Source organism: Pseudomonas sp. ADAK18 (assembly GCF_012935695.1).
Taxonomy (GTDB): Bacteria; Pseudomonadota; Gammaproteobacteria; order Pseudomonadales; family Pseudomonadaceae; genus Aquipseudomonas.
Genome location: NZ_CP052859.1, coordinates 3,983,357 through 4,003,912, shown reverse-complemented (window position 1 = coordinate 4,003,912; position 20,556 = coordinate 3,983,357). Strand labels below are relative to the sequence as shown.

The window sequence follows — 20,556 nt, the reverse complement described above, 5'->3', positions numbered from 1 at the left end:
AATCATAAAACTCAGGAGGTTTTACTCATGAATACCCAAGCCCAGGCGGGCGTGCAGCCCGCCGAGTTTGAATTGTCCATCAGCCGTTTGATCGACGCGCCCCGCAGTCGGGTGTTTCGTGCCTGGACCGAGCCTGCGTTGTTGCAGCAGTGGTGGGGCCCACACGGCATGACCACCCCCGAATGCGAAATGGACCTGTGGGTCGGCGGGCAGTTTCGCACCCTGATGCGCGCGCCCGATGGCAGCGAGTACCCGACCCAGGGTGTGTTCCTGGAAATCATTGCGCCACGCCGCCTGGTATTTACCGATGCCTTCTGCCCGGGCTGGATTCCGTCGGGCAAGCCGTTCATGAGCGCCGAGGTCACCTTTGAAGACGTCGACGGCAAGACCCTCTACACCGCCCGCGCCATGCATTGGAGCGCCGAAGACAAACAGGCCCATGAAGCCATGGGCTTTCATGACGGCTGGGGCCAGAGCCTGGATCGGCTGGTGACACTGGTGACCACCGGCATGTCCGATTGACCGTCAAGGCCCAGGTTGAGGCCGTCTACCGTGGCGAATCGCGGCGCATCCTTGCGACCCTGATTCGCCTGCTCGGCGATTTCGACCTCGCTGAAGAAGCCTTGCACGAGGCGTTCTTCGTGGCGGTTGAGCGCTGGCAGCAAGACGGCGTGCCGGCCAATCCGCGGGCTTGGCTGGTGTCTACCGGGCGCTTCAAGGCCATCGACCGCTTACGTCGGCAGGCACGCTTTGCCGCGTCCCAGTCGGCGTTGCTGGCCCAGGCCGAGGAATTGGAAGAGGCCGATTGGAGTGCTGACGACGTGGAAGATGACCGTCTACGCCTGATCTTCACCTGCTGCCACCCGGCGCTGGCGGCGGATGCCCAGACGGCGCTGACCTTGCGGGAAATCTGCGACCTGACCACCGAGGAAATCGCCCGCGCCTTTCTCGCCACGCCCACCACCATCGCCCAGCGCATCGTGCGGGCCAAGGGTAAGATCCGCGAAGCGAAAATCCCTTATCAAGTGCCGTCCCTGGCCGAACTGCCTGAGCGTCTGGACAGCGTGTTGCGGGTAATTTATCTGGTATTCAACGAAGGGTATTCAGCCTCCATGGGCGCGGATTTGACTCGGGAGGACCTGACGCGGGAAGCCATTCGCCTGGGGCGGTTGCTGATGGAGTTGTTGCCGGAGCCGGAAGTGATGGGGCTGCTGGCGCTGATGCTGCTCCATGAGTCCCGGCGCCCGGCGCGGACCTTGGCCAGTGGTGAGTTGGTGCTGCTGGATGAACAGGACCGTTCGCTGTGGGATGCTTCGCTGATTGCCGAAGGTTGTGCTCTCGTGGAGAGGGCGCTGACCGCACGGGGTTTTGGGCCTTACTGTTTACAGGCGGCGATTGCTGCCTTGCACGCCGAAGCGCAGAGCGCTGGCGAGACCGATTGGCCGCAGATTGTCGGGCTCTATGACGTGCTGTTCAGGGCGGTGCCGTCGCCCGTGATCGAGCTCAATCGCGCGGTAGCGATGGCCATGCAGGATGGGCCGTTGGTGGGGTTGCAGCAGGTGGATGGGATTTTGGGGCGCGGGGAGTTGTTGGACTATCACCTTGCCCATTCGGCGCGGGGGGAGTTTTGTCGGCAGTTGGGAAGGGTGGAGGAGGCGCGGGCTGCCTATGGAAAGGCATTGGCGCTGACTCAACAGGCTCCGGAAAAACGCTTTATCGAGCGGCGGTTGGCTGAACTCGGCCAGCCGCAACAGTGAATATCAACTCCCACACAGGTTAGTTACGCCTGCTGCCGAGTAGCCGCCAACACAATCTCCCGAATGCACACATGCTGCGGCTGCTGATAGGCATAGGCAATTGCCGACGCCACATCATCAGCACTCAGCACGGTCCCGCCCATGTCCTGTTTCCAGGCCTGGTAGCCGGTCTTGATGCCTTCATCCGTGGTATGGCTCAACAACTCGGTTTCCACCGCCCCCGGTGCAATGGTGATCACGCGCACATTGTGCGGCGCCAACTCTTCCCGCAGGTTTTCCGAAATCCCGTGTACCGCAAATTTGGTGCCCACGTAGGCAACATGATTGGGAAAGGTCTTGCGCCCAGCCACCGAGCTGACGTTGACGATCGTGCCACTGTTGCGCGCCACCATGCTGGCAGCTACGGCGTGAATGCCGTTGAGCAAGCCCTTCACATTGACGTCGAGCATCTGTTCCCACTGCGCCGGGTCCTGTTCGCTGACGCTGCCCAGCAGCATCACTCCGGCGTTGTTGATCAACGCGTCCGCCGGGCCGAACTGCGCCTCGGCTTCCTGCACGGCGGCCACCAGCGCCGCACGGTCGGTGATGTCGACGCCACGGCTCAGGGTGTTTGGCAATTCCAGGGCATTGAGCCGATCGATACGCCGGGCCAACAGCAGCAGCGGGTGGCCGGCGGCTGACAGCAAGCGCGCCGTGGCTTCGCCAATGCCGGAACTGGCGCCGGTGATAATGATCAGTGGCTTGCTCATGTAAGAACTCCTGGAATAAGAAAAACAAATGACGAAAGTGTGGGCGCAGTATATTTAGCGTTCTCATGGCTGAAAAATGCCTTATTCCTCTGTCTGTCATCGGTATTAACTATGGATGTCCGTCACCTCAAAGCCTTTCTCGCGGTGTTCGAAGAACGCAATATCACCACCGCCGCCGCCCAGCGCTTGTTTATCAGTCAACCGACCTTGTCGGTGACCATCAAGCAACTGGAAGAGGAGCTTGGGGTGGCGCTGTTTCTGCGTCAGCCTCGGGGTGTGGAGGTCAGTGAAGAAGCGCGGGTACTGTACCCACAGGCCCGGCGCATGGTGGCCGAAGCTGATGCCTTGAGCCGATTGTTTCGCGGGCGAGAAAATCGCATCGCCCTGGAGCTGGGCGTCGAGGGCGATATTGCCCACAGCCAGATCGAAACCTTTCTGCGCATGGCACATCAGGGCTTGCCCGGTTTGCTGTTGACCTTGCAAGAAGGCTGCGAAGGCGAGGGCCGATTGGCAGCGGAGGAAATGTGCTGCGAGGACGAGTTATTCCTGCCGCTTTGGGAAGAGTCCTACGTCATGGCGCTACCTGCTGCTCACCCGATGGCCCAAGGTGGACGCGAACAGGCCTGGGCTCCGATTGAAGACTGGATTACCTGCCCGCAGCATGACTCGCATCAGCGGTTGATGGCCCTGTATGGCCGCTCCCCCCAGGCGGTGGCCGGGCATGCCGGGTCGTTGACTCAGGCGTTGCATATGGTTGCGGCGGGCGTGGGGGTGGCGATGTTGCCACAGTCGCTGGCGGCTGAGCGCGCCGGCGTAGTGATCCGACCCTGGCACCTGCCGGCGCCGACGCGTCGCGTGGGCCTGTGCTTCGCCGCTCAGGCGCTGGAGTTACCTGCGTTGCGGGCGTTGCATGAGTACTTCCAGAACAATCGGCCGCCGCAGATCGAGGCGGCGTGACGGGTTATTCGAGCATCTTCTGCAACAACCAGCTTCCCGCCGGGCCGGGTGGATGCTGGCGTGACCACAGGGCATCCACGGCCACCGAACGCGGCCAGCCTCGGGCTTTGAGCTCTTGCAGGTGGCCGCCGCCAAAACGCTCCACCAGCCAGCGCGGCAGCGGTGCCCAGCCGAACCCCAATTGCGCCATTTCCATCAACATCAGGTAACTGGGCGCCGACCACACCCGGCCGAGGCCCCGGGTTTCATTGGGGTTGATGATGCTCGCCAGGCGCAGTTCGCGGTGTTGTTCCAGGGTCTGCTGGTCGATGCCATCCAGGCTCGCCAACGGATGTTTGGGTGAGACAAACAGGGCAATTTCCGTCCGCTCTTCTACCGGCGCCCTCGTCAGGTCTGGCGGATACACCGCTTGCATCTCAATAAAGGCAATCTGCGCCCGACCGCTTTGCACCAAGTCAATCAAGTCTTCGCATTCGGCGATCAGGCATTCCAGCTCCAGGTCCGGGTAGCGCTGCTCAAAGGCGCTGAGGGCGGTTTCGAAACGCTCTGACTGATAGGTATCGGACATGGCGATACTGAGCTTGGGCTCCAATCCTTGAGATAACTGACTGGCTGCCAACTCCAGGCGGCTGCTGGCTTCCAGCACCTGCTCGGCCCGTTGCAGCAGTACATGGCCTGCCGGGGTCAATGTCGGCTTGCGGCTGCTGCGGTCAAACAGCACCACGTCCAGATCAATCTCCAGGCTCGCCACCGCCGCACTGACGGTGGACTGGCTCTTGCCCAGCTTGCGTGCCGCCGCCGAAAACGAACCTTGGGTCGCTGCCTGGACAAACGCCTGGAGCACTTCGTGGGAAGCCATAGTATCGCCTTGGTCGATGGTTACTGGTTATGAAGTATCGGTTCAGGGTGTGAATATGGCAACCACAGTCACTCACGGAGCACGGGTCATGAGCCCTACCAAAACCATCACTGAACGCGTTTTCCAGGCCATCGGCTTCGAGGGCCTGGCCTTGTTGATCTGCACCCCGTTACTGGTATGGATCACCGGAAGACCCGCCCTGGAGATGGGTGCGGTCACCTTGGCCATTAGTATTTTGGCACTGACTTGGAACATCATCTTCAACGGCCTGTTCGACCGCCTCAAGGCGCGCCTGCAACTGAGCAATGGCGGCTGGACCCGGGTGTTGCACGCCCTGATGTTCGAGGGTGGCCTGATCCTGTTTGCCGTGCCGTTGATCGCCGCGTGGCTGGATATCAGCCTGATGCGGGCTTTCATCCTCGACATCGGCGTGCTGCTGTTCTTCCTGCCGTACACCTATGTGTACCACTGGGGTTATGACGTGCTGCGGGATAAGTTTCTGGCGCAGCGCGTGGCTAGCCAAGCTTGAACAATTGCGTAGGGTCTGACTTTCTGTAGCCGCTGCCGAGGCACGAGGCTGCGATGGGCTGCGTAGCAGACCTGCAGGGCGGTCCTGCGGACACGCATCGCAGCCTCGTGCCTCGGCAGCGGCTACAGGTCTGGGATTCAATAAATGTGTAGAGACCTACGCAAGCTTGAGGGACGCCACAAAGTCGAGGAATGCCCGCACCTTGGCGGCCGGCAAATGCCGTGAGGGGTAGAAGGCATATAACGGAAAGCGCTCATCCGGCCAGTCGGGAAACAGTTCTACCAGGCTGCCGGCCTTGAGCGCGGGGGTTAGTCCCAGGTCGAGCATCTGAGCCACGGCATGCCCATGTTCGCAGACGCTGTATAAGGTCCCGGCATCATTGACCACCAATCGTCCGCTGGTGCTCACGCTGATGTGTTCACCGGGCCGGTGGAATTCCCAGGCAAACGGGCGGCCGGTTTGTGAATCGCGAAAATCGATGCAGACGTGCTGCCCGTCTTCCAGGTCGTGCGGGTGAGACGGTCGACCATGACGCTGCAGATACGCAGGCGACGCCAGCGTCAGCACCCGCACCTCCATCAACTGGCGCGCAATCAGCGAAGACGATTGCGGGATGCCAAAACGAATGGCCAGGTCAAAGCCGTCCGCCACCATGTCTCCCAGTTGGTCCCGCGTGTGCAAATCCAGTTGCAACTGTGGATAACGGCCCATGAATTCGCCGAGCACCGGCCCCAGCACCAGGCGCGAAAAATACGGATCAATATTGACCCGCAACCGTCCGCGTACGGTCAGCGCGCTGTCCGCGGCCGAGTTGGCGGCGTCTTCAAGGCCTGCCAGCAGCGGGGCGATTTCCTGGTAAAACCGCCGGCCCTCGTCGGTCAGTTGCACCGAGCGGGTGGTGCGGTCGAACAGGCGGATACCCAGGCGTTTTTCCAAGCGCGAAATCGCCCGGCTGACCCCCGAAGGCGTCATGTCCAGGCTGTCGGCCGCGCGGGCAAAACTGCCGCCGTCCACGACCGCGCTCAACACGCCCATGCCGCCGGCCAACCCTGGATCGAAGCTCATTGGTGATTTCCTGTCAGGTATCCAATGACACTCATGCTATCGAAGAACCTCTGCCTTGCGCAGGATAATTCGCTGCATCGCGACAACCGTCGCAGGTATTCGGGAGAACGCAGATGTACGCAGTCACAGGTATTACCGGTCAGGTGGGTGGCGCAGTAGCACGGGCCTTGCTGGGCGCGGGGCAATCGGTGCGGGCCGTGGTGCGCAGCGCCGAGAAGGGTGAGCCTTGGGCAAAATTGGGATGTGAAGTGGCGCTGGCCGATGTCGACGACGCACAGGCCATGGCTCAGGCATTCAGCGGAGCAGATGGGGTGTTCATCATGATGCCGTCCAACTTCGATCCATCGCCTGGCTTTCCTGAGGCGCGGTTGATCGTCGATAACATCCGCCAGGCCCTGGAAAACGCGCGGCCTGGCAAAGTGGTGTGCCTATCCACCATCGGTGCCCAGGCCAGCCAGCCAAACCTGCTCAACCAGTTGCAACTGCTGGAGCAAGCCGTTGGCGTGCTGGACGTGCCGCTGACCTTTCTGCGTCCGGGATGGTTTATGGAGAATGCTTTGTGGGACGTAACCCCTGCGGTTGAGAGCGGGGTGATTCCAAGCTTCCTGCAACCCTTGGACAAACCGGTGCCGATGATCGCCACGGTGGATGTTGGCCGCGTCGCTGCCGAGCTGTTGCTGGAGTCCTGGAGTGGGAAACGCGTCGTTGAACTGGAAAGCGCACAACGCATCACGCCCCGGCAGATTGCTGCAGGCTTTGCCCGAATATTGGGCAAACCGGTGACCGTCGAAGCGGTGGCGCGCAACACCTGGCCTGCGCTGTTTACGGCACAGGGCATGCGCAACCCGTTGCCACGGATGCAGATGATCGATGGCTTCAACGAAGGCTGGATTGAATTCGAAGGCCTGGCGCGTAAAGGACAGGTCGAACTGGACACTGTCCTTCGCGAGTTGGTGAAGCGCAGCGGTCTTTAACCTTACAAGAACATCCCGCCCGACGCCTCGACCCGTTGGCCGGTGATCCAGTGGCTGCCATCGGCCAGCAGGGTGGAAATCGCCCCGCCAATGTCGTCCGGCAAGCCTGCCCGACCGAGGGCGGTATTGTTGGCAACCATGGCGTTAAGGTCTGGATTGTCCCGCACCGCACCGCCGCTGAAGTCGGTGGCAATCGCTCCCGGGGCCAGGGTATTGACGCTGATACCACGCGCGCCCAGCTCTTTGGCCTGGTAGCGGGTCAGTACTTCCACCGCGCCTTTCATCGAGGCGTAGGCCGAGTAGCCAGGTAGGCTGAAGCGGGTCAGGCCGCTGGAAATATTGAGAATCCGGCCGCCGTCGGCGATCAGCGGCAGCAGTTTTTGCGTCAGGAAGAACGGGCCCTTGAGGTGGATGGCGACCATCTGATCGAACTGTTCCTCGCTTGTGTCGGCAAAGCTGGCGTGGGCACCGATACCGGCGTTATTGATCAGGAAGTCGAAGTGATCCTGGGCGAAAACGTTCTTCAGCTGCGCGCCAACTTCAGCGGTGAAGGCTGCGAACGTTGAGCTCTGGCTGACATCCAGTTGCAGCATGGCAGCACGGCCACCGAGCTTTTCGACCTCGGCGGCCACCGCCTGGGCGTCATCGGCTTTGCTGTGGTAGGTGCCGATGATATCGACGCCTTGTGCGGCCAGGTGCAGTGCTGCGCTTTTGCCCAGGCCACGGCTGGCCCCGGTAATGAGTGCGATTTTACGGGTCATGGTGAAGTCCTTGGGATGAGCGATTGGTCGTGGGACTGAGTGTATTTGTCCGCTCATAACGTGATAAACAGAGCTGAACCGGAATCACTGGCCGGATAAGTCGAACAGTCGGGGTCGCCCCATGAACAAGCTGGAACTGCTGCGCACCTTTGTCCGCGTCACCGAACTGTCGAGTTTTACCCAGGCCGGCGAGAGCCTTGGCTTGCCACGCTCCACCGTGTCCGAGCATGTGCAGGCCCTGGAAGAGTTGCTCGGCGCCCGACTGTTGCAGCGCACCACCCGCAGGGTTCAGGCGACCCAGGACGGTCGGGTGCTGTATGAGCGCAGCAAGGATTTGCTGTCGCATATGGAGGAGTTGGAAGGGCTGTTTCGTCAGGACGAGGCACAACTGAGCGGGCGGATCCGCGTCGATATGCTTAACACCATGGCCAGGAAGGTGATTGTGCCGCGCCTGCCGGAGTTCATGGAACGGCACCCGCTGATTGATCTGGAAATCAGCAGCTCTGACCGCCAGGTGGATCTGTTGGCCGAGGGCTTCGATTGCGTGCTACGGGTGGGCGCGCAGCCGGACCAGTCGGTGGTGGCACGGGTGCTGTGCAGCATGCCAATGATCAACTGCGCCAGCCCCGCGTACCTGCAACGCTATGGCGTGCCCAAGAAGCTGGCCGACCTGGCCGATCATCAGTTGGTGCATTACGTGCGTCCGTTGGGTTCGCGCTCGTCGGGGTTTGAATACCAGCAAGGCAACAAGGTGCAGCGGGTAGAGATGGCCGGGCGTGTCACGGTCAACAGCACGGATGCGTATCAAGCGGCCTGCCTGGCAGGTTTCGGACTGATTCAGGTGCCGTGCCTGGGGATCCGCGAGCTGCTGGCCAGCGGTGACCTGGTGGCGGTGTTGCCTGAGTATCCAGCGCCTTCGATGGATGTCTCCCTGCTATACGCCGGTCAACGGCATCTGCCGTTGCGGGTGCGGGTTTTCATGGACTGGCTGACCACCACGCTGCAAACCGCGTTAACGGCGTGCTGACAGCTGTTGAGGGGCGAGGAAGGCATCGTGAAAGTAATCACGAAACGCCTGCATCGCCGGGGTGAACACGCGTTCGCGGTGCCAGGCCAGGCCGACACTCATCGACGGCACCCGGTCGATCACGCTTACCGTCTCGATACGCTTGCCCTCCAATGACCAGGGGCGGTGTACCAGGTCTGAGAGAATCGCCACGCCGCTGCCGTTGGCGACCATGCTGCGCACCGCTTCCACCGAGCTGGTGCGCAGCCGCACCTGGGGCGTTTGCCCGGCCTGTTCCCAGTAGCGCATGGCGCTTTGTTCGGCTTCGTCGACGGTCAGGAAAATGTACGGTTCCTGAGCCACATCAGCGAGGCTGACGGCGGCGCGCTCGCACAATGGGTGATGGCTGGGCAGCCACAGGCGGCGTTCGGAGTTGAAGAGGATTTCCGAGACGATATCCGGGTGGGTGAGGTTGGCGGTGAGCACCACGGCCATGTCGAACTGGCCATCCAGCAGGCCGTGTTCGATGGCCTGGCGTTCCTGCTCGAACACGTCGATGGTCACGTCCGGGTGCCAATGCGCCATGCGCTGCAAGTGGTGGGGCAGGAAATAGCCGAGCACGGTGTAGCTGGCCGCGACCCGCAGCACACCGCTGGCGCGATAGTCTGGCAGCGGGCTGTTCAGGGCGTCGTCGACACTGCGCACAATCACGTAGGCGCGGTTGAGGAAGTGCCGCCCTGCGTCGGTCAGGTTCATGCCTTGGGCCGAGCGCACAAACAGCTGCGCGCCGAGCATGGCTTCCAGTTCCTTGATCGCCGTGGTCACGGCTGATTGGGAGATGTTCAGGTGGATTGCCGCCTGGGAAATCTGGCCGATTTCGGCGGTGGCCACGAAGTAGCGGACTTGACGCAGGGTGAGGGACATAACAATTCCTGGACTGTAGCCGCTGCCGAGGCACGAGGCTGCGATAAGGGCCGCAGGACCTTCCGGCAGTTTCAAGGCCCCGCGACTGCTGCGCAGCCGATCGCAGGCTGCGCTAGCGGCCACAGCGTAAGTGAGTATCTGATTTTCAGAAGATACCCTATCTGATAATAGATCTTCCCAAGGGGTCAAGCCGCAGCCTAATTTCCATGGCATGAACTTTCGCGGAGCAACCTCGATGCAGGCAGTGGATTTCAATTCGGACATGGGCGAAGGCTTTGGCCCCTGGACCATCGGTGACGGAGTGGATAACGAACTGATGGCGTTTATCAGTTCCGCCAACATTGCCACCGGTTTTCACGCCGGCGACCCAGGCACCATGCGCCGCACGGTTGAGCGCGCCAAACAGTTGGGCGTGGCCATCGGTGCCCACCCTGGTTTTCGCGACCTGGTAGGTTTTGGCCGGCGCCACATCAATGCCCCAGCCCAGGAATTGGTGGACGACATCCTCTACCAACTGGGCGCCCTGCGGGAAATCGCCCGGGCCCAAGGCGTTTCCCTGCAACACATCAAGCCCCACGGCGCGCTCTACATGCACCTGGCCCGAGACGAAGAAGCCGCACGCCTGCTGGTGGAAAACCTGCAAATCATCGAGCCGACGCTGCTGCTGTACTGCATGCCCAACTCGGTGATCTGGCGCATCGCCAAAGAACTCGGTCAACCGGTGGTGCGGGAGTTTTACGCCGACCGTGAGTACGACCTATCAGGTTCCATCGTCTTCACCCGCAATGTCCGCGCGCTGGATCCGGCGACCGTTGCAGCGCGGGTGGTGCGAGCCTGCCAGAGCGGTGTGGTGCGGACTGTAGAAGGTGAAGATTTGCCCATCGAATTTGATTCCATCTGCTTGCACAGCGACACCCCGGGCGCGTTGGACCTGGTGGAGGCCACCCGTACAGCACTGAATGAGGCCGGCATCGAAGTTGTGGCAAGTGGGCCTCTTGTGGGAAGCGCGCTTCCTGTGGCGAGCGGGCTTGCCCGCGTTGGGCTGCGAAGCGGCCCCAATAAGATCAACTCCGCTCATCCAGACAGAATGCGGTGAGAGGTTTTAGGGCTGCTTCGCAGCCCAACGCGGGCAAGCCCGCTCGCCACAATAAGCCCGCTCACCACAGGAAGCCTCGCTCGCCACAAAAAATGGTCACGCCACGATAAGCCCTGTACCACCGTTAGATGATTTTTTGCCTGCCTTTCTATAATGATTCCAAGAGGAACAGACATGGCCGAGTCTTCCCCGATCCGCTACAGCTTTGGCGGTGATGAACACCTGTTTGCCGAGGTCAGCGAAAGCATGTCCCTGGAAGCCTTCTTCAAGGGCATGGCGGTCACCCGTGCGGTAGAACGCCTGGCCCTGGAAGGTGTGCTGGACGTGTGCCTGGCCAACGCCTCATTCCAGATTCGTTTCGACCCGGACCGCATCGCCCCTCACGTGCTGCTGGATGCGGTGCAGAGCGCCGAGGCCCAGGCCGTAGCCGAACGTACCTTGCACACTCGGATCATCGAGATTCCGGTGCTGTACAACGACCCCTGGACCTTAGAGACCCTGATGCGTTTTCGCGACCGTCATCAAGACCCCAGCGGTACCGATCTGGAATACGCCGCACGCATCAACGGCCTGGCGGACGTCGAGGCCTTTATCGCCGCCCACAGCGGCGCGCCGTGGTTTGTCTCGATGGTCGGCTTTGTCGCCGGGCTGCCGTTCATGTTCCAGATGGTGGAACGCGAACGCCAATTGCAGGTGCCCAAATACCTGCGCCCGCGCACTGACACGCCAAAATTGACCCTCGGTCATGGCGGCTGTTTTGGCTGTATCTACTCGGTCCGTGGCGCCGGCGGTTATCAGATGTTCGGCGTCACCCCGGCGCCGATCTACGACCCTGAGCAGCGGTTGGCCTACCTCAAGGAACACATGGTGTTCTTCCGGCCCGGCGATATCGTCCAGTTCAAACCCATGGACCGCGAGGCTTATGACGTGGCGATCGCGCAGGTCGAGGCCGGGCGTTTCGACTTACGCATCCGCCCGGTGGAGTTTTCCCTTGATGCCTTCCTCGCCGACCCTGTCGGTTATCCGAAAACCCTGCAGGAGGCGCTGGCATGATCAAGGTCCTCAAACCCGGCCTCGCCACCTCCGTGCAGGATCTTGGCCGTGAAGGGTATTACCACCTTGGCATTCCGCCGTCCGGTGCGCTGGACCAGTACGCCTTGAGCGCAGCCAACCATCTGGTAGGCAACCCGGCCAATGCTGCGGGGTTGGAATGCACCTTGATCGGGCCGGAGCTGGAGTTTCAGCAGGATGCGTTGGTGGCGTTGAGCGGCGCGCTGATGTCGCCGCGCCTGGACGGTGAAGTGGTGCATCAGGACACCGCCTTTCAGGTGCGCGCCGGGCAGGTGCTGCGGTTCGAGTTTCCCAAGGCTGGGGCGCGGACGTACCTGGCGGTGGCCGGTGGCATCGATGTGCCGCTGGTGCTCGGCAGTCGCTCCACTTACACCCTGGGCGCGTTGGGTGGTTTTCACGGCAGGCGGCTGGCAGAGGGCGACGAGCTGCCCATCGGATCTGCCAGTGGCAAGGGCCGCGCGGGCAACAGCTTGCCCATGGCGTTGCGTCAGTCGGTGGGCGGCGAGGTCACGTTGCGGGTGGTGCCGGGGCTGTATTACGAACGGCTGACGGCGGGGGCAAAAAGCAGTTTCTTTGCTGAGCCCTGGACCGTCGGATCGGAGGCCGACCGTATTGGCTATCGCTTCAAGGGCGGCAGCGCCTTGAGCTTTCAGCCTCGGGAACAGCCGTTTGGCGCTGGCTCGGATCCGTCGAACATCGTCGACAGTTGCTACCCTATCGGCTCGATCCAGGTGCCGGCGGGGCTGGAGCCGATTGTGCTACATCGGGATGCAGTGTCGGGAGGCGGTTACGCAATGATTGGCACGGTGATCAGTGCCGATCTGGATCTGATCGGGCAAATGCAGCCCAATCAGCGGGCCGGGTTTGTCGCGGTGACGTTGGAGGAGGCGCTGGAGGCGCGACGGGTGTACAAGAAGCGGCTGAAGGTGATGGGCGGGTTGTTCAGCAACTGACAACATCGCAGTTGTAGCCGCTGCCGAGGCACGAGGCTGCGATGCGTGTCCGCATGACCGCCACTGGGGGCCGCTACGTCGGAATGCCGCACCAAACCCATCGCAGCCTCGTGCCTCGGCAGCGGCTACAACTGTGTTGTGTCAGAACAGCTTGGTAAACAACCAATACAAGCTACCTGACAACAGAATCGCCGCTGGCAAGGTCAACACCCAGGCCATCAGCAGATTACGGATGGTCCTCATCTGCAAGCCGCCGCCGTTGGCGACCATGGTCCCGGCCACACCCGAGGACAGCACGTGGGTGGTGGACACCGGCAAGCCGTACATGTCCGCCGCGCCGATGGTCAACATTGCCACCATCTCCGCCGAAGCGCCCTGGGCGTAAGTCAGGTGGGTCTTGCCAATCTTCTCGCCCACCGTCACCACGATGCGTTTCCAGCCGACCATGGTGCCCAGGCCCAGCGCAATCGCCACGGCGATCTTCACCCACAACGGAATAAACCGCGTGGCGTTGTCGATTTGTTGCTTGAACAATTGCAGCTTGTTTTGGGTGTCGGCGTCGAAGTTGCCGACCTTGCCCTTGTCCATCAGGCGAATGGTTTCGCTGGTCAGGTACATGTCGTTACGCACGTTGCCCATGGCTTCGGCGGGGACCTTGGCCAGAGAGCCATAACCCTTCACTTCTTCACCGATATGCCCGGTGATGGAGGCGAGGGCGGGCACCAGTTCCGGAGTGGCTTCCTTGGTGCGTACGTAAGTCGACAAGGTGGCGCGTGAGTCGGCTGGGGCCAGTTGCGGGGCGCTTTTCACCAGGGCTTGCTGGGTGACTTCGGCCACGGCGGCAAACTGCAGCGACTGATCGGCAGGCATGGTGCGGTTCAGTGCATAGGCCATCGGCAAGGTGCCCACCAGGATCAGCATGATCAGGCCCATGCCTTTCTGGCCGTCGTTGGAACCGTGGGCAAAGGATACGCCGGTGCAGGTGGCGATCAGCATGCCGCGAATCCACCACGGCGGCGGCGTGTCACCCTTCGGTGCCTTGTACAACGAACGGTTCTTGACGAAAGCGCGCAGGGCCAGCAACAGCAGGGCGGCGAAAGCGAAGCCGATCAGCGGCGACAGCAGCAGGGCATAACCGATCTTGATCGCCTGGCCCCAATCCACGCCGCTGGTGCCGTCGCGACCATGCATCAGGGCATTGGCCACGCCCACGCCAATGATCGAACCGATCAGGGTGTGGGACGACGATGCCGGCAAACCCAGCCACCAGGTGCCGAGGTTCCACAGGATCGCGGCGATCAGCAGGGCGAAGATCATGGCGAAGCCTGCGGAAGAGCCGACTTGCAAAATCAGCTCGACCGGTAGCAAGGCAATGATGCCGAACGCCACGGCGCCACTGGACAGCAGCACGCCGAGGAAGTTGAAGAACCCGGACCACACCACCGCAAAATGCGGCGGCAGCGAGTTGGTATAAATCACCGTGGCGACGGCGTTGGCGGTGTCGTGGAAGCCATTGACGAACTCGAAGCCCAAGGCGATCAACAACGCCACACCCAGCAGTAGGAACGGGGTCCAGGTGGTGACGACGGTGCCCAGTTCGTGCATGTCGTGCATCAGGCTGTAGGCGGTGAACAACAGCCCCATGGCGAGCACGGCGAAGAAAATGATCACCGTCAGCAGGCCGGGTTTCTTGTCCAGGCGGGGTTTTGGATCGGTGCTAGCAGCGTGCGTGGAGGCGGTCAGGGAAGGGGTAGCCATGCCGGAGCATCCAGTGTGGGGAGGATGTCGCCCATGATCATTGCGAAATGTTACAGAGATGCTGCGGTAAGTCAGTGTTTAGGTGAGTGAGAGTGACCACTGGTCTATAAAACACCATAGATCAAATGTGGGAGCTGGCTTGCCTGCATCGCGGGCAAGCCCGGCTCCCACATAAAGCAGCTCCCACATGTTGATCGCATTTCAATGTCAGTAGTCTTTGCGCTTTCTAAACGCCCAGCGTCCGGCAATCACCGTAAAAGTGGCAACCAATGCCACCAGAATCCAGAACCCTTCCGGGTCGGTGGAAAGCGGCACGCCCCCCACGTTCATGCCAAAAAAACCGGCAATGATATTGATCGGCAGCGCCAGCACCGTCACCACGGTCAAGGTGAACAATGTGCGGTTGCTCTGCTCGTTGAGGTTGGCGGCGATCTCTTCCTGCAACAGTTTGATCCGCTCTCCCAAGGCCATCAGGTCGTTGATGATCAACGCAAACTCCTCGGTGGATTTGCGCAACTCCTTCACGTCTTCTTTCTGAAGCCATTGGGGCGGGCGATTGAGCAACCGCAGCAACGAGCCCGGCTCCAGGGCCAGCAGCCGCTGCAGGCGTACCAGCACCCGACGCATGGCCCCCAGCTCGGCGCGGTTGGTGGACAAGCGCGAGGACAACAACTGGTCTTCGATATGGTCGACGCTGCTGCTGGTCTGGCGCACGATCTGCGTCAGCACTTCGCCCTGGTCGCGCAACAGGTGCACCAGCAACTCCAGAGGCGAGCGAAAACGTTCGCCAGCCTTGACCGACGAACGCAGTTTGTCCACCGAATGCAACGGTTGCAGGCGTGCGCTGATCAGCAGCCGGCTGCGGGCACAGACCCACAAGGTGGAGATGTCCGAAGACATCATGCTGCTGAAGTTGAACACCACGTCGTTGACCACGGCCAGCAAGGCCGAGTCCACGTGTTCGATACGGGTGGAGCGCGAACCCTCGTGCAAGGCTTCGAAGAACTCCGCTGGCAGTTCCAGGTGCGCCTGCATCCAGCGCTCGCACGCGGCGTGGGCCAGGTTCAAATGCAACCAGAGAAACTCGTCGGGGTCACCGGGTTGCCGTAAGGCGGCAAGCGCGGTGGCTGAATCAATCTGCTCGCCTTTTTCACCCGGACGAAAACGAAAACCGTAAAGCAAGCCAAACAGATCGGAATCCTGATGGCTGTGGTCGATGCTGTGGTTCATGGAGGCTCGCAGGGAAAGCGCCTGTAGGAAATTTCACAGGTTCACTTGAGCGCATCATGGCAAGTGGATTTGACGGTTTTGTGACAGTTTCAAGAGGCGCATAAAAACGCCGCGCGACCCGAGGGCGGCGCGGCGTTTTTGAGAGGGCAAATCAGGTGTCTTGCTTGTTTTCCAGGACTTCGCCGGTCTTGGCGTCCAGTTTCACGTCCCACTTCTTGCCGGTGGTGTCGGTCAGGTCGACCTCGTAGACCAGGCGGTCGGCTTCGTGATCCAGTTCGGTGTCGTTGATGGTGGCGCCAGCGTGCTTGGCCAGGGCGACGCTATTGAGCTTCTCGAACGCCATGACGTCGCCGGATTTGAGCAGGCTCGGAATCTGGTCCGGACGAACGTCGGCTTGGGCGAGGCCCGCGGTGAGGGTCAGGGCGGCGGCAGCGAACAGGGCGGTAAGGTTCTTCATGATGTGGGTCCTTGGGGTGAGCTGTTTAAGTGGCGCCAGATTAACCGGTGCAACTTAACTCATCCTTAATGGCACACTGACTCAGTAACCATTGTCCTGCAGCAGATCCGACACGCTCGAAGACGGCCAGCGCTTGTAGTACTTCAGCAGTTCGCCAGCGCGGTTGGTGAAGATGCCATCGACGCCTGCGTCCATCACCTTCTTGAAGTCCACCGGCTCATCGACGGTGTAGACGTGCACCAGCATGCCCTTGTCGTGGGTCATCTGGTTCATCCATGGCTGGACCAGGTCCGAATAACTCTGATCGCCCAGATTAGTCAGCAGCGCAGACGGGCCGGTGCCGATGGCGCCCAGGCTCTTGGCCTCGTCGATCCATTTTTCGAACTCGGCGTTGTCTTTCGGCTCTTGCTTGGCGTAGTAAGCGGCCTTGGTGGGTTCGCCGGACTCGGCGAAGGTCACCTTGGATTTGGGCTCGATGCTGCCTTCGCCTACCCACAACAGCAGGATTTTCGGGGTGTTGGGCATTTCCTTTTGCAGTTCTTTGAGGCTGTCCTTCTCGAAGGTTTGCAGCACTACACGACCCTTGCCCTGGCCCACGCCGGTGTTGCTCTTACCCAGTTTGGAGCCGGCGGAGCTCAACCAGCCCTTGTCCAGCAGCTTGTTTTTCAGGTCGGCTTCGATTCCAGGAAACTGTTTTGGCTCCTTGGTTTCGATGTATAGGCCAGGCTTGTGTTGCGGGTTGCCTTCGGCAATTTTGATGATTTGGTCGAGGGACTGAATCTTCAATCCTACAAAACCCGGCCGCGCCCGATCCGGGTAGGCCGCGTTGAACCAACTGCCGGCGTCGAGGGTTTGCAGTTCTTCCCAGGTGAATTCGTTGGCCGGGCTGTCCTTGCGATCAGGGAACTTGGTGGCCACGTCGGTGGTGCGTTGCAGGTTGTTGTCGTGGAGAGCGAACAGTACGCCGTCCTTGCTGCGTTGCAGGTCCATTTCCAGGTAGTCGGCACCCAGGTCACGGGCGACTTTGTAGGACGCGGCAGTGGATTCCGGTGCGTCAAAGGACGCGCCACGGTGGGCAATCACCGCTGGATGAGGGATACCCTCATTGGTCGCCAATTCAACCGGGCTGATCGGGCTAGCCTGTGCGTGGCCAAGGCCCAACATCAGGGCGAGCAGCAGGGCACTCTTGGTAAACGTGGCAGGCATAGGCGAGGTCCTTTCGTGGAGGTAGCGTCAGAAGGGCTCCTTTTTAACAATTGATTGCGAAAGGCGCTATCACCAAACCGACATTAACGTGTGCATCGGCCATTTTTCTGCGCTTTTGTGCCGTACTTTGCAGTACTCTTGGTTCGAGTTGCCCCATTAGAGGGCAATACCTTTCTTGCCACGCGTGTAAACCATCTTTCCAGTCCCCGTGGGACTTTTCAGTGAGGTTTACCATGCGCATCACCTCCGAGCTTATCTGCCAGGCCGCCGATCAACTTAACGGCTTCGTTGGGCTGAACCGCAAAACCGGTCAATACATCGTTCGATTCAGCGAAGACTCCTTCGGCATGGACGTCGCCGATGACGGCATCATCCCCACAGCCGAATTCGTCTGGCAGCCCGTCGATCAGCAGACCATGACGCTGTCTCGCCAGCGCATCCAGTTGCTGCTGGACCAGAACATCGATGACCGTATCAACATCACCGAACCGCTGCGGGTGTATATGCGCCGCGTGGAGATTCCACAGATCAGTGCGGTACGCAGCCTGGTCAATTGAACGGACACAATCTTTGGCATGACGAAGATCAAAATGTGGGAGCTGGCTTGCCTGCGATAGCATCACTGTGGTCTGTCTGATAGACCGAGGTGTCTGCATCGCGGGCAAGCCAGCTCCCACTTCGTCCAGTGGTGCATCAGGTCTATACCTCCTGGCAGGTCTTGAGCAAGGCAATGACCAGTGGCGGGAGGGTGCCTTTAAGGGCTGCCCGCTCCGGTTGGAACAGGGTGGCGACAAAAAACGGATGGTCATCCAACTCCAGCGCTCGCAAGTCGCCGGTGGCGTCATGGCCGGTGGCGTGCAGAGCGCCCGCCAGCAGCGCGCTTTCAAAATCAGGGTTAACGCCGTAGCGGCAGCGGTAGCCTTCCTGGATGTCGAGGGTGCCGTAGGCCTTGGCGATGCGTGATCCTTCCCGTAGATGGATGCTGTCGGTTGCTTCCACCAGGGCGCAGCTCAGGGGCGTGAGTACTGCGCGCGGTGCGTCGGGCGCCAGTTCTCCGTGTTCGGCATCGGCCCAACCCAGAACGTTGCGGGCATATTCCAGCACAGCATGTTGAAAACCGCCGCAGGTGCCGAGGAACGGACGTTGTTGTTCGCGGGCGTAACGGATGGCCAGTAGCGCGCCGTCCAGGTCTCGATAGGGGCTGGCGGGGACGGCCCAGAAGCCGTCGAAGGCCTGAAATTGCTCGGTGGATTTGATGGTGTCGGTGGTCAGCCAGTCAAAACGGACCGTTAGGCCCAGCACCTCGCCAGCGTGTTGCAATGCCACAGGAATGGCTTGGTGCGCGGTGACTTGCGGGTCGTAGTCGCCAATCAATCCCAAGTGCAGCGTGGTTTTTTTCATCGCGTGTTCCCCATGGCTTGTTGAGTCCAGGTGCTCACTATAGATTGGCGTTCACGCAATCAATATTGGCGCTGGTCCATATGCTTAATGCGGCGACGCACTATCGAATCGACTACCCCGACCTTTCACTGATCCTTGCCCTGGTGCGCGGCGGCACCCTGGGGCGGGCTGCGGGGTTATTGCGGGTTGATGTGTCCACGGTATTCCGTGCGGTGCGGCGGCTGGAAGCGGCCCTGGGCCAGACCCTGTTTGAAAAGAGCCGCGCCGGGTACTTGCCCACGACGCTGGCCACTACCTTGGCTGAACAGGCAGAGCGTGCCGAACAGGCTCTGGACGCCGCACGTATCGGTGTGGAGCAGGGCGGTGAGGTGATCAGTGGCACCGTGCGCCTGACCTGCACCGACTCAGTGTTGCAAGGCCTGCTCCTACCGGCCCTGGGACAGTTCATGCCCAACTACCCGGCGCTGACCCTGGAACTGAGCACCTCTAACGATTTTGCCAACCTCAGCCGGCGTGATGCCGACGTCGCCTTGCGCCTGACCACAGCGCCGCCGGAGCACCTGGTGGGGCGTTGCCTGGGCACGGTGTCTTATCGGATCTGTGCCAGCACCCGGTATGTGCAACAGCATGCAACCGATGATCTGACGGCCTTGGCCTGGATTGCGCCGGATGACTTTTTGCCGGATCACCCCACCGTCGCTTGGCGCCGTCAGCACTTGCCTGGGGTCGTGCTCAGTTATCGCTGCAACAGCATGCTCTCGGTTGCCGAGTTGGTGCGGGCGGGGCTGGGCGTGGCGGCGTTGCCGGATTACTTGCTGGGGGAAGGTCAGGGGCTGGTGCCTTTGGGGCCGGCGTTGGCAGGGCATGACACGGCCCTGTGGCTGCTGACGCGGCCCGATTGTCGGGCGTTGCGCTCGGTGGTGGCGTTGTTTGATGAGCTTGGAAGGTCTGTTCGCTTGCCAGGGCATACACAGAAGTGATGCATGACCCGGCGCATTTGGCTGACGCCAATCATTTAAGGGATAAAAATCTAACCGGCTAAGTGAAACCCTTGTGGGAGTTGTCGAGCTTTAGCGAGGCTGCGATAGCGGTGGCTCAGGCAATATCAATGTAGGTTGTGCCGACGTCATCGCAGCCTCGCTAAAGCTCGACAACTTCCACCGTTGATCGAGGGTGTGTTTAGGTTTTGCGCACAAAGTGATCATGCATTTCCGAGGTCAGTCCTTCGATGCGCTCCGTCAGTTGCTTGGTCATCTCCGTCAGCCGGGTGTTCTGCTCCAGCAGATCCATCAGTTGTCGGGTGGTCTGCGCCGCTTGGGCTTGACGCTCGGTGTTAGCAACGGCCAGGGCCTCACGGTGCTGCGCATCGGCATCGGACTGGGCCTTGTCCCGGGCGGCCTGGCGGGTTTGTGCCAGCAGAATCAGCGGCGCGGCGTAGGCCGATTGCAGACTGAACGCCAGGTTGAGGAGGATGAATGGATAGACGTCGAAGTGCGTGACACCGGTCATGTTGAGCACGACCCAAAGGATCACAATTGCCGTTTGCGCACCCAGGAAGGTCGGCGTGCCAAAGAACCGGGCGAAAGCTTCGGCTTTCAGGGCAAACGTGTCGGTGCCAAACGTCGGCCCAAGGTGAGCATGGGCGCGGTGAAACCGCAGGTGGTCGACTTTGCTGGCGGGGGCTACTTCAGGTTTGTCTGGGGTCATGGCGGGCTCGAGTCATCGGTCTGAGTAACACAGTGAAGCACTATAGACCGAGCCTTACACATGAAGATTCCTGTCGCCGCTGGTGTGTGCCGCCAA

General features: G+C 60.9%; 22 protein-coding genes. 11 read left to right on the top strand and 11 right to left on the bottom strand.

Going from position 1 to position 20,556, the window contains the following annotated elements:
• The first annotated feature begins 27 nt into the window (after positions 1–27).
• Both HKK55_RS18055 and HKK55_RS18050 read left to right on the top strand, forming a co-directional pair.
• Positions 28–522 carry an SRPBCC family protein gene (locus tag HKK55_RS18055; RefSeq protein ID WP_169355920.1) on the top strand — a complete coding sequence of 165 codons (495 nt, stop codon included), beginning with the start codon at positions 28–30 and terminating at the stop codon, positions 520–522.
• Positions 519–1,757 carry an RNA polymerase sigma factor gene (locus HKK55_RS18050; RefSeq protein WP_169355919.1) on the top strand — a complete coding sequence of 413 codons (1,239 nt, stop codon included), beginning with the start codon at positions 519–521 and terminating at the stop codon, positions 1,755–1,757. Before HKK55_RS18055 ends, HKK55_RS18050 begins: the two co-directional genes overlap by 4 nt.
• A 23-nt stretch (positions 1,758–1,780) precedes the next feature.
• Here the strand turns inward: HKK55_RS18050 and HKK55_RS18045 are convergent, their stop codons facing one another.
• A complete protein-coding gene (locus HKK55_RS18045; RefSeq protein WP_169355918.1) occupies positions 1,781–2,506 on the bottom strand; it encodes an SDR family oxidoreductase in 726 nt (241 codons plus the stop codon).
• 111 nt (positions 2,507–2,617) lie between these two features.
• Between HKK55_RS18045 and HKK55_RS18040 the strand changes: the two genes are divergently transcribed.
• Complete coding sequence (locus HKK55_RS18040) at positions 2,618–3,463, top strand: LysR family transcriptional regulator (RefSeq protein WP_169355917.1); 846 nt, start codon at positions 2,618–2,620, stop codon at positions 3,461–3,463.
• A gap of 4 nt (positions 3,464–3,467) precedes the next feature.
• Here HKK55_RS18040 and HKK55_RS18035 read toward each other — a convergent pair whose 3' ends face one another.
• Positions 3,468–4,322, bottom strand: coding sequence for a LysR family transcriptional regulator (locus HKK55_RS18035; protein WP_169355916.1), 855 nt, complete (start codon positions 4,320–4,322; stop codon positions 3,468–3,470).
• Between the two features lie 88 nt (positions 4,323–4,410).
• Here HKK55_RS18035 and HKK55_RS18030 point away from each other — a divergent pair, with 88 nt between their 5' ends.
• The gene (locus tag HKK55_RS18030; protein WP_169355915.1) at positions 4,411–4,851 is read left to right on the top strand and encodes a multidrug/biocide efflux PACE transporter; all 441 of its coding nucleotides are present in this window, start codon (positions 4,411–4,413) and stop codon (positions 4,849–4,851) included.
• Between the two features lie 156 nt (positions 4,852–5,007).
• On the opposite strand, the gene HKK55_RS18025 is transcribed toward HKK55_RS18030, so the two are convergent.
• Positions 5,008–5,916, bottom strand: coding sequence for a LysR family transcriptional regulator (locus HKK55_RS18025; RefSeq protein ID WP_169355914.1), 909 nt, complete (start codon positions 5,914–5,916; stop codon positions 5,008–5,010).
• A gap of 113 nt (positions 5,917–6,029) precedes the next feature.
• Between HKK55_RS18025 and HKK55_RS18020 the strand changes: the two genes are divergently transcribed.
• Positions 6,030–6,890, top strand: coding sequence for an NmrA family NAD(P)-binding protein (locus tag HKK55_RS18020; protein ID WP_169355913.1), 861 nt, complete (start codon positions 6,030–6,032; stop codon positions 6,888–6,890).
• Between the two features lie 2 nt (positions 6,891–6,892).
• Here the strand turns inward: HKK55_RS18020 and HKK55_RS18015 are convergent, their stop codons facing one another.
• Complete coding sequence (locus HKK55_RS18015) at positions 6,893–7,651, bottom strand: SDR family NAD(P)-dependent oxidoreductase (protein WP_169355912.1); 759 nt, start codon at positions 7,649–7,651, stop codon at positions 6,893–6,895.
• Between the two features lie 121 nt (positions 7,652–7,772).
• Between HKK55_RS18015 and HKK55_RS18010 the strand changes: the two genes are divergently transcribed.
• Positions 7,773–8,678: a LysR family transcriptional regulator gene (locus tag HKK55_RS18010; protein WP_169355911.1), complete on the top strand. Its 906-nt coding sequence runs from the start codon at positions 7,773–7,775 to the stop codon at positions 8,676–8,678.
• Here the strand turns inward: HKK55_RS18010 and HKK55_RS18005 are convergent.
• Positions 8,664–9,581 (bottom strand): LysR family transcriptional regulator, encoded by a 918-nt coding sequence (locus tag HKK55_RS18005; protein ID WP_169355910.1) that lies wholly within the window; start codon positions 9,579–9,581, stop codon positions 8,664–8,666. The genes HKK55_RS18010 and HKK55_RS18005 overlap by 15 nt on opposite strands.
• 235 nt (positions 9,582–9,816) lie before the next feature.
• On the opposite strand from HKK55_RS18005, the gene HKK55_RS18000 reads away from it, so the two are divergent.
• The 3 genes from HKK55_RS18000 to HKK55_RS17990 all read left to right on the top strand — a co-directional run bounded on the left by HKK55_RS18000 (position 9,817) and on the right by HKK55_RS17990 (position 12,701).
• The gene (locus HKK55_RS18000; protein WP_237151268.1) at positions 9,817–10,677 is read left to right on the top strand and encodes a 5-oxoprolinase subunit PxpA; all 861 of its coding nucleotides are present in this window, start codon (positions 9,817–9,819) and stop codon (positions 10,675–10,677) included.
• 174 nt (positions 10,678–10,851) lie between these two features.
• On the top strand, positions 10,852–11,730 hold the full coding sequence (locus tag HKK55_RS17995) for an allophanate hydrolase subunit 1 (protein WP_169355909.1): 879 nt from the start codon (positions 10,852–10,854) through the stop codon (positions 11,728–11,730).
• Entirely contained in the window at positions 11,727–12,701 is a 975-nt protein-coding gene (locus HKK55_RS17990; protein ID WP_169355908.1) for a biotin-dependent carboxyltransferase family protein, read from the top strand. The genes HKK55_RS17995 and HKK55_RS17990 overlap by 4 nt, the downstream gene beginning before the upstream one ends.
• A gap of 141 nt (positions 12,702–12,842) precedes the next feature.
• Here the strand turns inward: HKK55_RS17990 and HKK55_RS17985 are convergent, their stop codons facing one another.
• The 4 genes from HKK55_RS17985 to HKK55_RS17970 form a co-directional block, all read right to left on the bottom strand.
• On the bottom strand, positions 12,843–14,459 hold the full coding sequence (locus tag HKK55_RS17985; RefSeq protein ID WP_169355907.1) for an inorganic phosphate transporter: 1,617 nt from the start codon (positions 14,457–14,459) through the stop codon (positions 12,843–12,845).
• Positions 14,460–14,666: 207 nt separating this feature from the next.
• Positions 14,667–15,689 carry a transporter gene (locus HKK55_RS17980; protein ID WP_169355906.1) on the bottom strand — a complete coding sequence of 341 codons (1,023 nt, stop codon included), beginning with the start codon at positions 15,687–15,689 and terminating at the stop codon, positions 14,667–14,669.
• Positions 15,690–15,840: 151 nt separating this feature from the next.
• Positions 15,841–16,146, bottom strand: a complete 306-nt coding sequence (locus HKK55_RS17975) for a PepSY domain-containing protein (protein WP_169355905.1) — start codon at positions 16,144–16,146, stop codon at positions 15,841–15,843.
• An 81-nt stretch (positions 16,147–16,227) separates the two neighbouring features.
• On the bottom strand, positions 16,228–17,352 hold the full coding sequence (locus HKK55_RS17970) for a glycerophosphodiester phosphodiesterase (RefSeq protein ID WP_169355904.1): 1,125 nt from the start codon (positions 17,350–17,352) through the stop codon (positions 16,228–16,230).
• A 233-nt stretch (positions 17,353–17,585) separates the two neighbouring features.
• Here HKK55_RS17970 and HKK55_RS17965 point away from each other — a divergent pair, with 233 nt between their 5' ends.
• Positions 17,586–17,909 carry a DUF2025 family protein gene (locus HKK55_RS17965; protein WP_169355903.1) on the top strand — a complete coding sequence of 108 codons (324 nt, stop codon included), beginning with the start codon at positions 17,586–17,588 and terminating at the stop codon, positions 17,907–17,909.
• Between the two features lie 142 nt (positions 17,910–18,051).
• Here HKK55_RS17965 and HKK55_RS17960 read toward each other — a convergent pair whose 3' ends face one another.
• Positions 18,052–18,753 carry a CTP synthase gene (locus tag HKK55_RS17960; RefSeq protein WP_169355902.1) on the bottom strand — a complete coding sequence of 234 codons (702 nt, stop codon included), beginning with the start codon at positions 18,751–18,753 and terminating at the stop codon, positions 18,052–18,054.
• A gap of 17 nt (positions 18,754–18,770) precedes the next feature.
• On the opposite strand from HKK55_RS17960, the gene HKK55_RS17955 reads away from it, so the two are divergent.
• A complete protein-coding gene (locus tag HKK55_RS17955) occupies positions 18,771–19,733 on the top strand; it encodes a LysR family transcriptional regulator (RefSeq protein ID WP_169355901.1) in 963 nt (320 codons plus the stop codon).
• Positions 19,734–19,932: 199 nt separating this feature from the next.
• On the opposite strand, the gene HKK55_RS17950 is transcribed toward HKK55_RS17955, so the two are convergent.
• Positions 19,933–20,460 (bottom strand): DUF1003 domain-containing protein, encoded by a 528-nt coding sequence (locus HKK55_RS17950; protein ID WP_169355900.1) that lies wholly within the window; start codon positions 20,458–20,460, stop codon positions 19,933–19,935.
• Positions 20,461–20,556 lie beyond the last annotated feature (96 nt).